The sequence below is a fragment of the Pseudonocardia sp. CA-142604 genome (assembly GCF_050948475.1).
Classification (GTDB): domain Bacteria; phylum Actinomycetota; class Actinomycetes; order Mycobacteriales; family Pseudonocardiaceae; genus Pseudonocardia; species Pseudonocardia alaniniphila.
On record NZ_CP192045.1, the window covers coordinates 9,413,575 to 9,426,882 of the forward strand.

General features: G+C 68.5%; 12 protein-coding genes. 4 read left to right on the forward strand and 8 right to left on the reverse strand.

Annotated elements, in window-relative coordinates; genetic code table 11:
- Positions 1–47 precede the first annotated feature (47 nt).
- Together ACQPZQ_RS42965 and ACQPZQ_RS42970 are read left to right on the forward strand one after the other, a co-directional pair.
- Positions 48–728: an NADPH-dependent F420 reductase gene (locus tag ACQPZQ_RS42965; protein WP_433290203.1), complete on the forward strand. Its 681-nt coding sequence runs from the start codon at positions 48–50 to the stop codon at positions 726–728.
- 154 nt (positions 729–882) lie between these two features.
- Positions 883–1,386, forward strand: coding sequence for a hypothetical protein (locus tag ACQPZQ_RS42970; protein WP_433290204.1), 504 nt, complete (start codon positions 883–885; stop codon positions 1,384–1,386).
- Between the two features lie 12 nt (positions 1,387–1,398).
- On the opposite strand, the gene ACQPZQ_RS42975 is transcribed toward ACQPZQ_RS42970, so the two are convergent.
- Both ACQPZQ_RS42975 and ACQPZQ_RS42980 read right to left on the reverse strand, forming a co-directional pair.
- Entirely contained in the window at positions 1,399–2,055 is a 657-nt protein-coding gene (locus ACQPZQ_RS42975; RefSeq protein WP_433290205.1) for a nitroreductase family protein, read from the reverse strand.
- Positions 2,056–2,128: 73 nt separating this feature from the next.
- Positions 2,129–4,111, reverse strand: a complete 1,983-nt coding sequence (locus tag ACQPZQ_RS42980) for a heavy metal translocating P-type ATPase (protein ID WP_433299661.1) — start codon at positions 4,109–4,111, stop codon at positions 2,129–2,131.
- Positions 4,112–4,214: 103 nt separating this feature from the next.
- Between ACQPZQ_RS42980 and ACQPZQ_RS42985 the strand changes: the two genes are divergently transcribed.
- Positions 4,215–4,613 carry an ArsR/SmtB family transcription factor gene (locus ACQPZQ_RS42985; protein ID WP_433290206.1) on the forward strand — a complete coding sequence of 133 codons (399 nt, stop codon included), beginning with the start codon at positions 4,215–4,217 and terminating at the stop codon, positions 4,611–4,613.
- 99 nt (positions 4,614–4,712) lie between these two features.
- Here the strand turns inward: ACQPZQ_RS42985 and ACQPZQ_RS42990 are convergent, their stop codons facing one another.
- From ACQPZQ_RS42990 to ACQPZQ_RS43005, 4 genes are all read right to left on the reverse strand, one after another.
- The gene (locus ACQPZQ_RS42990) at positions 4,713–5,354 is read right to left on the reverse strand and encodes a hypothetical protein (protein ID WP_433290207.1); all 642 of its coding nucleotides are present in this window, start codon (positions 5,352–5,354) and stop codon (positions 4,713–4,715) included.
- 14 nt (positions 5,355–5,368) lie between these two features.
- A complete protein-coding gene (locus tag ACQPZQ_RS42995) occupies positions 5,369–5,509 on the reverse strand; it encodes a hypothetical protein (protein ID WP_433290208.1) in 141 nt (46 codons plus the stop codon).
- An 85-nt stretch (positions 5,510–5,594) separates the two neighbouring features.
- Positions 5,595–6,353, reverse strand: coding sequence for an SDR family oxidoreductase (locus tag ACQPZQ_RS43000; RefSeq protein ID WP_433290209.1), 759 nt, complete (start codon positions 6,351–6,353; stop codon positions 5,595–5,597).
- 129 nt (positions 6,354–6,482) lie between these two features.
- On the reverse strand, positions 6,483–8,009 hold the full coding sequence (locus ACQPZQ_RS43005; protein WP_433290210.1) for a GMC family oxidoreductase: 1,527 nt from the start codon (positions 8,007–8,009) through the stop codon (positions 6,483–6,485).
- Positions 8,010–8,349: 340 nt separating this feature from the next.
- Between ACQPZQ_RS43005 and ACQPZQ_RS43010 the strand changes: the two genes are divergently transcribed.
- Entirely contained in the window at positions 8,350–9,762 is a 1,413-nt protein-coding gene (locus ACQPZQ_RS43010; RefSeq protein ID WP_433290211.1) for a serine hydrolase domain-containing protein, read from the forward strand.
- A 24-nt stretch (positions 9,763–9,786) separates the two neighbouring features.
- Here the strand turns inward: ACQPZQ_RS43010 and ACQPZQ_RS43015 are convergent, their stop codons facing one another.
- Together ACQPZQ_RS43015 and ACQPZQ_RS43020 are read right to left on the reverse strand one after the other, a co-directional pair.
- Positions 9,787–10,938: a GNAT family N-acetyltransferase gene (locus ACQPZQ_RS43015; protein ID WP_433290212.1), complete on the reverse strand. Its 1,152-nt coding sequence runs from the start codon at positions 10,936–10,938 to the stop codon at positions 9,787–9,789.
- Positions 10,939–11,250: 312 nt separating this feature from the next.
- The gene (locus ACQPZQ_RS43020; protein ID WP_433290213.1) at positions 11,251–12,468 is read right to left on the reverse strand and encodes a lipopolysaccharide biosynthesis protein; all 1,218 of its coding nucleotides are present in this window, start codon (positions 12,466–12,468) and stop codon (positions 11,251–11,253) included.
- Between the last annotated feature and the right edge of the window lie 840 nt (positions 12,469–13,308).

A 13,308-nucleotide genomic window follows, 5' to 3' on the forward strand; every position in this document is an offset into this window, starting at 1 on the left:
TCACTCACGCGGGAATAGACCGTCGCATTTCGGGGCTGTCTGCCGATGTGACGACAATTGGACTGATCGGTGCCGGTTTGATCGGCGGGACCGTGGCGCGGCTGGCTGTCGCCGGCGGCTACGACGTGGTGCTGAGCAACTCGCGCGGGCCGGAGACCCTCAAGGAACTGGTCGACGAGCTGGGGCCGCGGGCCCGGGCCGCCACGCCGGCCGAGGCAGGCGAGGCAGGCGACGTGGTCGTTGTGACCATCCCCCTGAAGGCCTATCAGAGCGTGCCTGTCGAACCGCTCGCCGGAAAGCCCGTGATCGACACCAACAACTACTACCCGCAGCGCGACGGGCAGATCCCGGAGCTGGACAACGGCTCCACCACCAGCAGTGAGCTGCTCCAGAAACACCTGCCGACCTCCAAGGTCGTCAAGGGCTTCAACAACATCTTCTTCAGGCACCTCCAGGCCCTGCCGCGGCCGGCCGGCTCTCCCGAGCGCAGCGCGCTCGCGATCACGGGCGACGACGCGCAGGCAAAGGCAGCGGTGACGGCGTTCCTCGACGGGATCGGTTACGACACGGTCGATGCCGGCCCGCTCGCCGAGGGCTGGCGCTTCCAGCCCGGCACCCCGGCGTACGGCCCGATCTATGCCGGCGGGAACCCGAACTTCGTGGAGTCGCCGGGCGAGCCCGGGAACGCCGACGCCGTCCGCAGCGCCCTGGCGGCCGCAGAGCGTTAGGCGGACCACGTTGTTCGCAACAGAGCGGTGACCGACCCGGGCCGGACGTGGTCCAGGTCGGTCGCCGGGCTGCCGCCCGTCGCCAGTGAGTTGAGTTCTCCACTCAGCTGCGTAGCGTAGGTCTGAGTTGCATAACCGAACTCAGGAGGCTGCCGTGCCCATGCTGGACGTCTACGTGCCCGAGGGCGCGCTGCGACCTGACGCCGAAGCGGCCCTTCTCGGCCGGCTCACCGACATCCTGATCAGGCACGAGGGGTTCGACCCCACGGACCGGGTGACCCGCGCGGTCTCCTGGGCCTTCCTGCACCGGCCGGTCGCCGTTCACGTCGGGGGCCTACCGGCCGAGGAACCTCGATACAAGATCGTCGTCACGGTCCCCGAGGGACAGCTCGACCGATCCGCGCGGGAGGGGGTCGTCGCCGAGGTGACCGAGGCCGTCCTCGATGCCGAAGAGGGCGCCCGCCCCCGGGACGCCACCCGCGTCTGGGTCTTTCCGACCGAGATCGCGGACGGCTACTGGGGAGGTCGCGGCCGCATCACACCGCTGTCGGACATCCTCCAGCGCCTGACCGGCGGCGACCTCGACCAGGCGCGCGAGCTGGCCACTCAACGCATTGCCGCGAGCCGGGCCGAGCGCGCACCGCTCCCGCCCCGCTGAAGTCGGTGCCGGTCAGGAGCTGGGACCAGCCGAAGCTGCCGCCGGTGCCCACGGCACGGCGCCATCCCACCGGTTGAGGTAGGTGGTCTCCCAGGTCGCTCGGCGTTTCGTCGGGCCGAAGCTCCCGGCCGGGTAACCGAGCGGGATCGCGAAGTGAAACGCCACCTCGGCCGGAATCCCGAACATCTCCCGGAACCGGTCCTCCACCGAAGGGTGGAGGGTCGTCGGCACCGAACCGATGCCGAGCCCGCGTGCAGCAAGCATGAGGTTCTGGGTGGCCGGGAGAACCGAGCCCGCCCCGTTGGGCGGCACGGACAGGGCGAAGACCACGCACGGAACGCCGCTCATGTCATCGGCCAGCCGCATGGATGACGCCCATTGGACGCGCTCGGCTTCGGTCAGGTCGTCGGGCCCGGTCCAGCCCTCCGCGTCCCGACGCTTCGCCCACCACGCCTCGCGGTAGAGCGCCCCGAACTCGCGGATCAGGTCGGGGTCGTTCACGGCGAGAAAACGCGCGATCTGGCTGTTGCCGCCGTTCGGAGCCTTCGCCGCTGCTGACACGATCAGTTCCAGGTCGGCGATCGGCACAGGGTCCGGCCTGAACCGGCGTATCGCCCGCTGCGTGAAGATCGCATCACCGAGTGTCATCGACAGGCGTGTGTGGTCCACAGGGCTCCTCATCGGGCGGCCGGTCAGCTCCTGCAGCATACGACCGGCTCCAGCATCTCCCGATGCTCCGCGATCAAGGTCTCCGCCGCGGGGAGCGCCCGCCCTGGACCTGACGCCATGCACGGGAGTGCAGCAGCCGCATCCCGTTCAGGCCGACGATGACCGTGGACCCCTCATGACCGGCGACGCCGAGCGGGAGGGGCAGCGTGCCGATGAGGTCCCAGCCGACGAGCAGAACGATCACGGTGGCGGCGATGAGCAGGTTCGCCCGGACGACGCGGTGTGCCCGCCGGGACAGCCCGATCATGCTCGGAAGGGTGTCCAGCTCGTCCCGGACGATGACCGCGTCGGCGGTCTCCAGGGCGAGGTCGGAGCCCTGCCGGCCCATCGCTACGCCGAGGTGGGCGGTGGCCATCGCGGGGGCGTCGTTGACGCCGTCTCCGACGAGGAGAACCCGATGCCCGTCGCCTTGCAGGGCGCGCACGGCGTCGACCTTCCCGGCGGGGAGCAGGCATGCTCGCACGTCGGTGATACCGACCTCGGACGCCAGTGCTTCTGCGGCGCGCTGGTTGTCGCCGGTCAGCAGTATCGGGGAGTGTCCGGTGAGGGCGGTCAGCGCAGTGACGGTCTCGCGGGCGCCGGGGCGGAGCCGGTCGGCGATGGCCAGCACAGCGACGGGAACATCGTCGGCGAGCACGACCACGGCCGTCCGCCCACCCATCTCGAACTTCCGGACGAGACCGCGAGCCTGCTGGATCGTCTCCTCGTCGGGCCCGTCTCCGCCGGCGATGAGAAGGCCCGGGGAACCGACCCGGACACGTCGGCCGGCGACGGTCGCGCTCACTCCCTGACCTGGTGCCGAAGTGAAGCCGTCGGCGGCGGGTAGATCCAGGTTGCGCTCGCGAGCCAACGCCACCACGGCGCGGGCGATCGGGTGCTCGCTGGACCGCTCAGTGGCGGCGGCCAGGGTGAGTGCCTCGTCGGCGTAGATGCCGGCGGCCGGGACCGTGGCGAGCTCGGCGACCCGTGGCGCACCCTCTGTCAGGGTGCCGGTCTTGTCGAACGCCACCACCGTGGCCTGGCCGAACTTCTCCATGACGACCGCCGACTTGATCAGCACCCCGTGCCGCCCGGCGTTGGCGATCGCGGACAGCAGCGGCGGCATCGTCGCGAGCACCACCGCGCACGGGGAGGCCACGATCATGAACGTCATCGCCCGCAGCAGGGTCGGTTCGAACGCCGCACCGAGAGCAAGCGGAATCGCGACCAGCGCCAACGTGGCCACGACCATGGCCGCCGAGTACCGCTGCTCGACCCGCTCGATGAACAGCTGCGTTCGCGCCTTGGTGGCGGAGGCCCGTTCGACCATCGCCACGATGCGGGCCACCACCGAGTCCGCGGCCGGGCGCTCGACCCGCACGCGAAGCGCCCCCGTGCCGTTGACCGTGCCGGCGAAGACCTCGTCCCCTGGCTGCTTGAGTACCGGCAAGGGTTCGCCCGTGATCGCGGCCTGGTCCACCTCACTGACGCCGTCGAGCACCTCTCCGTCGGCACCGATCCGTTCCCCCGGACGAACCAGCACGACGTCATCGACGACGAGCTCGGCGGTCTCCACCACATCTTCACGTCCGTGTGGCCCGATCCGCACGGCACGCTCGGGCGCCAGGTCGAGCAGCGCCCGCACCGAATCGGCGGTACGGCGGGTCGCGACCGCCTCCAACGCCCCTGACGTGGCGAAGATGACGATCAGCAGTGCGCCGTCGAACACCTGACCTATCGCCGCGGCCGCCAGCGCCGCAACGATCATCAGCAGGTCGACGTCCAGCGTGTGTTGCCGCAGCGCGCGCAATCCGGCCGATGCCGGCTCCCAACCGCCGGCCAGGTAGCACCCCAGGTAGAGGCCCCACCACAGAACGGCCGGCGCGTCGGCCAGCTGGGCGAGCCCGCCGGCCGCGAACAGCACCGCGGCGATCACCGCCCACCGCGCCTCGGCCACGGCCCAGACCCATGCCCAGGAAGCCCGCGCCGGACGAGTGGGTCGAGGTTTTTCCTGCACAACCGTCACAGCGCAGGAGCGTACCTGCGCAGGTACGCATATAAGCAGTGAGCTACATTGCTGAGCAGCTCATCAGTTCTGCAGGCATGGATAGAATCGCCGAATGCATGCCTCGCTGCCGGGGTTCCGGATGCCGGACGACGAGCAGGTTCAGCACGCCGCCGACGCGTTCCGCATGCTCAGCGACCCCACGCGGATGAAGATCATGTGGGCGCTGCTACAGGGCGAGACGTCGGTCGCTTGCCTCGCAGAGCTGGTCGGTGCCGCACCCACCGCGGTGAGTCAGCACCTGTCGAAGCTGCGGTTGGCCGGAATCGTGCGCGGCCGCCGCCAAGGCACCTACGTGTACTACACGGCCGCCGACGAGCACGTCCGGCGGCTGCTGACGGAGGCCCTCTTTCACGCCGACCACGATCTCGAGCGCGGCCATGGCCCGGGAGACGACGGCGCCACCGCAGACAGCCCGGACGCTCCGACGCCGCCCGGAGCATCTCTGCGCTAGCGGAGCTCCTGGCGCCTCCGGAGTGGTTGACGTCCTGGTCGTAGGACACGGCGGGCCCGCTCAGCGCGGCGACCCTCCCGCTCGCCGGCCTCCGCGGAGTCAGAGTTCGAACACCTCCGCCACTCGCCCTGCCAGATCGTCCTCCGTCATCGTGGTATCGACCTCGATGATGTGCAGTCCGAGTTGCTTCGCTTCTCCGTAAAGACGTTCCGTGAACATTCGATCGCGTTCCAGCAGGTTGCGCAGGGCCCGCTCCGGATCGCTGGTCTTCCGGGCGATCTCCCACAACGAACCGCGTGCCTCGAACGCGGCCCGGCGGAAGTCGGGCGTCGGGAGAAGCCAGACGGCGTGACCGGGCACGCCGAGGAGAGGCTTCACGAGAAACGGCAGCAACCGGAAGCCCTCGGCGATCACGCGAGGCTCCTCAGGCAGCCGGAGGAGATCATCGACAAGCAGGTCGAAGCCCTCGCCCCGGAACCAGTGGAACGTCTCGAGCATGGTCTCCGGAGAACGGTTGGCCCATCGCTCGTCCATGTCCATCGCCGCGAATCTGCTCAGGAACGGGGAGTCCTCCGGCGTGCTGCGGCCGGCGTGATCCGACATCATGTCGTCGGTCGCGTAGAGACGGAGGCCGTGTCGGGCCGCCAGGCGACGAGCGATGACCGACTTGCCCGCACCGCTCCCGCCACCGATCCAACAGACGTGCCGGAGCCGCGCACCCAGCACGTCGGCGTCGGTCATCTTCTCCGCGCCTTTCAGGTCGCATCCCGGACGTAGAACCACGAGAGGGTGCCGGTGCGGCCAGTCTGCTCCAGTTCGTCGGCGGTCAGCGGCTCCACCCCGACCCGCCGGACCACCGCCTCGAGCAGCAGCCCTGATCGCCGAACACGCACCACGACTGCAACCGCGTCCGCGCGCGGTCCGGCGACGAGTTGCCGGCTCGGGTACCGGGCGGCCCGCCGCCGTCCTATCGGTTCGCGCTCACTGCCGGGCGAGCCACTCCTCGAAGGTGATCTCCCCGAGCTGGGCATCCGGCCCAGGGAGCAGCGTCCGCTCGCCCAGCCGCACCCCGTAGTAGCGGGCCTGCTCGTCGGCGACGACCTCCCGGGGGTCGCCCTTGGCCTCGAGGCCGATGCGCACCAACTCGTCGAGGCGGAACTGCCCCGGGCCGGCGATCTCGCGGAGCCCGTGCAGCGGCTCCCCCTCCGCGACGCGACCGACCGCAGCGGCGACGTCGTCGGACACCATCGGCTGGATCAGAACCGGCGGCAGGTGGACCGTGCCGTCAACCGTGCTGAAATCCGCGATGGCCTTGACGAACTCGAAGAACTGGGTGGCGTGCACGATCGAGTACGGCAGGCCCGACTCACGGATCAGCTTCTCCTGGACGATCTTCGCCCGGAAGTAGCCCGACTCCGCCAACCTCTCCGTGCCCACCACCGACAGCGCCACGTAGTGCGCGACTCCCGCCTTCGCGGAGTACGCGAGAAGGTTCGTGGTGGCGGTCCGGAAGAACTCCATCACCGCGTCGTCGGCGAACGAGGGAGAGTTCGACACGTCCACCACGACCGCCGCACCGTCGAGCACCTCCGCAAGGCCCTCGCCGGTCATCGTGTTCACGCCGGTACTCGGAGCAGCCGGCACCGCCTCATGCCCGTGCTCCCCCAACATGGCCACCAACTTCGACCCGATGAGCCCGGTCCCACCGATCACGACGATCTTCACGACGTATCCCCTCATCCGAGCGTCCCGGGTCATCCCACCGTGTCGGGGCCGGCGGGTCGATCACTCGAACCAGCGTTGACCGGCCGGTGGCCCAGCTCATCACCCGCGGCGGGTGAAGTGACGCGCGACCCGCGTATACGCCCGTCAGTGGGAATGCGAGCTGTGCAGGATGAGATCAGCGGCTCGCTCGGCGATGGCGTAGACCGTGGCGTTGGTGTTGGCCGAAGGAATCGCGGGGATCACCGAGCCATCGGCCACCCGCAGGCCCTCGATGCCGTGTACCCGCAGCTCCAGGTCGACGACGGAGGTGGCGTCGACGCCGATCCGGCAGGTGCCCACAGGATGTGAGTAGGAAGCGAGCGTCTGGCGGACGTAACTGCGCAGGCCCTCGTCGTCGTCCAGGCAAGGCACCACCTCGGCGTCGCGCCAGGGGTCGAGCGCGGGCGCGCGGCCTATCTCCCGAGCCAGCCGCAGCCCGGCGACCATGGTGGCCATGTCGTGGTCGTCGGCGACGTAGTTCGGGTCGATCAACGGCGCCCGGCCCGGCTCGGCGCCGGCCAGGCGCACCGTGCCGCGGCTGCGCGGGGTGATCGCCGAGACGCCGATGGTGTAGCCCTGCTCGGGCGCGTCGGCGGACGGGATGTGTCCGGGGGCGTCGAGAAACACGAACTGCAGGTCAGGAGCGGTCACCCAAGGCCCGCTGCGCAGCAGGCCGATGGCCTCGCCGTGGTTGAAGCGGGCGGCCGGGACCGGTCGGGCCGCCCGGTAGACGACGTTGGCGATCGGGTGGTCGTGCATGTTCTCGCCGACTCCGGGCAGGTCCAGTTGCACGTCCACCCCGACTCGCCGCAGCTGCCCGGCCGGGCCGATACCCGAGAGCATCAGCAGTTGCGCCGAGCCGATGGTGCCGGCGGTCAGGACCACCTCGCCGGTGCAGGCGACCGAGACCAGCTCCCCGGCAACGCTGTAGTCGATCCCGGTGCATCGACCGTGCTCGATCCGCAACCGGTGGACGAGAGCATTCGTCACCACGTCCAGATTGGTCCGCTCGATCACCGGAGAGAGGTAGGCAGCAAACGCGTCCTGGCGGATACCGCCCACGACGTTCAGGTCCGACCAGCCGAAACCCTCCTCCAGCCCGCCACTGATGTCCGTGGCCCGCCGGTATCCGGTCTGCTCGGCCGCGTCGAGGAGCGCCGCCACCACCGGGTTCCCCGGGTTCGCCGGTGCCACGGTCAGCGGGCCGTCGAGGCCACGCAGATCCGGGTCACCGCCCACGACGTTCTCGCTGCGCTTGAAGTACGGCAGCAGATCGTCGAACCCCCAGCCCTTCGCCCCGGCCGAGGTCCAGGCGTCGTAACTGGTGTGGTGGCCTCGAATGAAGTTCATCGCGTTGATCGCCGACGATCCACCGAGCCCGCGCCCGCGCGGCAGCATGACCGTCGTGCCGGTGGCGGCCTGCTGCACGGTGAAGTCTCCCCAGCTCAAGGGGCTCTGCACCAATCCTGGCCACGCGGCCGGCACCGAGATCGCGGCGACCTGCTGCTCACCGCCCGCCTCCACCAGCAGCACCCGTGTCCCATCACCCTGCGACAGCCGCGATGCGATCACGCAACCCGCCGTGCCGCCGCCCACGACGACGTACTCACAGCTATCTACCGCGGATGTCACCTGAGCGCTCCTTCGGTTTGTGGTATCCGGCCGGTCAGGCGCCCGTGGCGGCACTGAAAACAGACCTGCTTCATCGACGCTAATTCGGCAGGCACGGAACGCTCAATGACTGGTGTCATTCAAGGAGAATCCGCTTGCTCGGCGCGGTGCCGACCCAGCGGCGCCGGCACCTTCCGTCCGCCGCAGCCCCTGACCAGTAGCGATCGCTGCACCGCAAGATCCGAACACCGACCACGTACGCCCTGGCCGTTGCACGAGCAGTTCGCCGAGGGCCACGGATGTGATTCACCTATCTGGCGCATGAAAGTCTGTTGCTCACCCCCGGTCGGCGGAACCTTCGATGCCGGGATTGCTCCATCATGGCCGATTCACCAATCCGGACCGGCTGAAGATCAGGATGGATTTCTCTGTCGATCGACAGGAGAATGAAATGCAGACGGGCCTTGGACGATCCCGGCGACGACGCCGACCTGGCCGGCTCATGCGGCTCGCCGTCTGCGTAGTCCTGTTGGTGACCGCGGGCTGCGCGGCGAACTCCACGCCGGAGTCCACCGGGTCCGCTCCCACCGCCACCGGACCGGCAGGCCCGTCCGTGCTCAAGACGATCGACCCGGCCGCGCTTCAGGCCGCCGTCGATGCAACCGTCAAGGAGCTCTTGATTCCCGGCGCCGTGGTCGTGCTCCGGACCCCCCAGGGCGATTTCACCACCGTCTCCGGCACCACGCTGCAGGGCGCCGAGTCGCCGCCCAGCGCTGACACCTGGTTCCGGATCGCCTCGAACACCAAGACGATGACCGCGGCGGCCATCGTGCTGATGGCACAGGAAGGCAAGCTCCAGTTCACCGATCCGGTGTCGCGATACGTTCCGGACGTGCCCAACGGTGAGAACATCACCCTCGCCCAACTGCTGACGATGCGCAGCGGCCTGTACAACTACACGGACGCGCCCGAGCTTTCCGCCGCTCTCGATGCCGACCCGACGAGGGTCTGGACGCCACAGGAAGTATTGGCCATCGCATTCCAGCGCCCGCCAGATTTCCCACCCGGCGCCGAATACGCCTACAACAACACCAATTACGCGTTGCTCGGCCTGGTTGCCGAGAAGATCGACGGCAAACCCTTGGCCACAATCCTCCAGGACCGATTGTTCGCTCCACAGGGCCTGCAACGGATCATGCTGCCGGCGATCGACTCCACCTCGATCCCTGATCCTTACTCCCACGGCTATATGTACGGCGGATCCGCGTTCGCCCTGGTAGACGCCCCCTACCCGCCTGACATGCAGGCCGCCGCCAGAGCCGGAACGCTCCAGCCCACCGACTACACCAACCAGAACACGTCCTACGCCTCGGCCGCGGGAGGCGCCGTCGCCACCGCCACGGACCTCGCCACCTGGATCCGGGCGCTGGTCGAAGGACGGGTGTTCAATACCGATTTCCAGCGGCAGTGGCTCGACAGCGTGCAACCCGAGGACCCAGCCAAACCGGACGGCCAGCAGTACGGGTACGGCATCTCGCAGCAGCGCTTCGCGCCGAACGGTTCCATGTACTTCCACGGTGGCGAGCTACCCGGGTTCAACTCCTTCATCGGCTACGACCCCGACAACAAGGTGACGCTCGTGATATGGACGAATTTGACCGTGTCGCTCGACGGTGAGCACACGGCGAACGCGCTGCTGCTGAAAGTGCTCGATCAAGTCTATCCAGGGATACCGGTGGCACCTCCCGCAACGCCGACCCCCACTACGCGGTGACGATCGCAAGCCAGACGTGTGGCCTCACGAGGCGGGACGGTCTGCGGATCGGGTGCGTTCCACGCGCTTGAACAATTGGCGGACGGTGGCCACGCCCAGTTCGCGCCGATAGCCGGTCATTGCGGACGCCGTGAGGAACGCGGGCGCCGCCACCAGCTTTGCGAACCGGCTGGGTCCGATCACGACGAACTCCGGAGTGGACCGAACGAGGCGGCTCCAGCGCAGCTTGGCCTGAGTGGGCCACGAGGAGAAGTTGACCTCGGAGATGCCACGCTCCGCCGCTTCGGTGACCGCGATCCATTGCAGGTAGTTGGTCGGGGAGTAATCCCAGGCATCGGAGCGGAACCCCGAGAGCGAGATGAACGCGGCCGTGCCCGTGTTGAGCACGAGTTGGGCAGCCAGCGTTTGCCCCTCGGCCACGAGCCGGTAGACGGTGACTCGGCGGCGTTGGGCGAGATCGGCGATCACGTCGAGGACGTAGGCGCGCACACGAGGATCAGCGAGCACGTCGCCGTGCTCGTCGCCGCGGGCCCTGAACTCCGATCGGGCCCGGTGCAACGCGAAGAGCTCCTCCGAGGCGGACCGGATCGCGTCGGGTTCGGTGATGCCCTCGACCTGCCAGCCGTCCGCCCCGAATCGCTTCGTGAGCCGGTTGCGTGCCCGCCGGACAGCCTCCTTGAGGTTGCGCCTCCCCTCGGAGGGTCCGCGCGGTGCAAGGGGAAGGGGGAGGACGACGAAGGGGGTGGTCTTGTAAGCGACCACCGTGAAGTCCGGCGCGGTGAGCCATCCCGGCTCGAGCCAATCGCCGCTCTCCCCCAGCGCGACCGTGACCAGATGCCATGCCCGTTGCTGCGTGGCGAGGTATTCGATCAGCGCACGTGCCACTTGGCGGCCCTGCGGCTGCGCGGCGAGCACGGCAGGCGCCTCGAACGGACCCACCCACGGCGAGCCGGTTCCGATCATCTGCAGCCTGCGGATCCCGAGCCGGTACGTGCGCAGATGCATCGGCGCGACACCGACGAGCCGCCCGGCATCGCGGACGGTCAGGATCCACGCCTCGTCGGTTCGGGGCATGAGGGATCGCATCCAGTGGATCGTCCACTCCGGCCCGACGAACGGGTTGACGCTTTCGCTGCGGTCTTGAAGCTCGGTCCACTCCTCGCGGATCTTCTCCACGGCTTCACGAGAGGACAGCCGACTTACCTCGAGCACTACGACCCCGACACAACCGTGCAGACGGGCCACGTCACGCGTCGAGAACCTCGTCGCGGACATCTGTGGCGGACAGCACAGCCTGTCGCCCTCATGTGAAGCTCCCTCGATCTCGCCGCATCGTCTGGTGCCTACCCACCGTAGCGACCCGACGTCGATTAGTCCCCATCTGGGGCATCTGTCCGGGTTCGGATCCATCGCACGCCGACTCTGGCGAACCACGACAGATGGACCTTGCTGCCCTCGGCGCCTGAAGGGAAGGACTTGTACCAGCGATCACCTTTGGCGGAACGAGAAACCGTTCGCTCGCAGGAATCGGACCAATGGCCGAATCGTCGCCACGGCGACGATCAGTTCCGCGACCAGGTAGCCCAGACCGACGCCGGCGATGCCCAGCGGGCGTATGAACGCGACCGCGAGGGCGATGACGAGCACCGCAATCATCGCTTCGATGACGACCACCCGGGCCATCTGCAACTGGATCCGACAGATCGCCACATACAGGGTGGAAACCGTGCTGAAGAGGACCGCCACGACCATCAAGCGCAGGACGGTCGATCCCTGGTCGGCGTACTCGGGTCCCATGATGGAGAGGATCCAGGGCGCGGCGATCACCACCACGGCGACGCCGGGCACGGCGACCAGAGCGATCAACCGGATCGTCCGGGCCATCAACGCGGCGATGCGACGCTTGTCGTGTGCCGCCTCGACCAGGTACGACGAACTGATGTTGTAGATCAGGAGACCGAGCGACTCGCCGATGAGCCACGGCACCGCGTAGTAGGCGTTGGCCTCGGTTCCGAGGACCGCCACCACCAGGAGCGGGAGGGTGAGCGGCACCACGTACATCACCGCGCCTGTTGCGTACTCCGCCAGGAAGATCCTGGCAAGGCCACGGCGATCAGGCATGTCCGCCGCCACGGGCTCTCTGCGGCGCGGGAGCGTCCGCCCCAGCAGCACCGCGTTCACGACCAGCACGGCGAGCAGACACGGCAGCATCCACGCCAGGACGATGCCGTTATGCAGCGCCCAGACGGAGAAAAGCACCAGCAGGCCGAGCTTGGCGATCGCAAAGAACAACTGCTCGACGGGTATCCAGACCGCCTTGCGTATGCCGGTCAACACCCAGTCTTGTAGCGCGAACAGCGAGAAAAGCGCCACGAGCAGCGGAAACGTGAGTTTCTCGACGGTCCCGGCCAGGAGGTGGTTGGGGATGATGAGCACGAATACGGCACCGAGGACAAGACTCAAGGCGATCGCGATGCCATACCCGCCGAGGACCAGACGGCGTGACTTCACGCCTGCGGCGGCGAGGACGCGGCCGAACAGGACGCCCATGTTGGAGCTGGACAACTGCGACAGCATCGTGGCGGTGGACAGGACGGCCGACGCGCGCCCGACTTCCGCGGGCGGCAGGCGCGCCGCGACTGCCCAGAACGCCAACCCGACGACACCGGTGATCGCGGTCGCCGACATCAGCGCGACGGCGTTCAACTCGAAACTGGGCACGCGCCAGCGCCGACGCGCTGTGTGATCGCGTGCCTCGTCGACGGAGACGGCCGACGTCCGAGTCGACTCATCCTGGTCACCGACGGCGTGCGCGCTGACCCTCTGGTTCTCGTCCAAGGTGTCCTTATTCCGAATGCATGCCGGCGTCGGGTCCGAGCGGCTCAGTTGAGTTGTCCGGCGGGTTTGAATCGGCCCGAGATCCAGCCGATGACGTGGACGCAAGGCACAACAGGGACGGTCGTGGTCCGGCCGAAGATGTCGAGCAGGGCTCGATCACGCCGGTCCTCACCCCGGCTCCCATGCGCGAGGAGGGGATGTCCAGGCCGGCCGGGTGCGCTCATCAGGGCCCTCTCGAGGTCGTCGACGAACCATCACCGACCAACCTCCCCAGCACACCGCAACTGAGCGTAGCTCCGCTGCGACCGCCTGACATTCCTGCCCCGACGATGTCGGTGCGCCGCTCGACATGTTCGAAGAGTCAATGGGGCCTCCGCCACCGACGCCGCGTTGGGACGACCTCGCGCCTGACGCCCGTCACCGGACGCACGCCCGTGTTGTCGGGTTCGAGAGGACACTAAATGCCTGCGGCCGACTCGGTCGTGCTGGGTCGAGTTCCGCAGGCGCCGATGTCAGAGGCGGAGCGGTCGTGGCCTCGATGGTGGTGACGTCGCCTGCCGTCGATCTCGTCGGACGAGAACCGTGCTGGGGTGGGCGCCGAGGCGTGTGTCGATCACCGCGGCGCACCCAGACGCCGGCGGCCGCGCCGTCGCGGCCGGCACGAACGTGGCAATCGCAGCATCTGAACTGGCGGGCTGCGCGATCACG

Bases quoted from the DNA above. Each gene is read 5' to 3' on its own strand.
- ACQPZQ_RS42985 (WP_433290206.1), top strand. From the start codon at position 4,215: ATGCATGCCTCGCTGCCGGGGTTCCGGATGCCGGACGACGAGCAGGTT.
- ACQPZQ_RS43000 (WP_433290209.1), bottom strand. From the start codon at position 6,353: ATGAGGGGATACGTCGTGAAGATCGTCGTGATCGGTGGGACCGGGCTC.
- ACQPZQ_RS43010 (WP_433290211.1), top strand. From the start codon at position 8,350: ATGCCGGGATTGCTCCATCATGGCCGATTCACCAATCCGGACCGGCTG.
- ACQPZQ_RS42990 (WP_433290207.1), bottom strand. From the start codon at position 5,354: ATGACCGACGCCGACGTGCTGGGTGCGCGGCTCCGGCACGTCTGTTGG.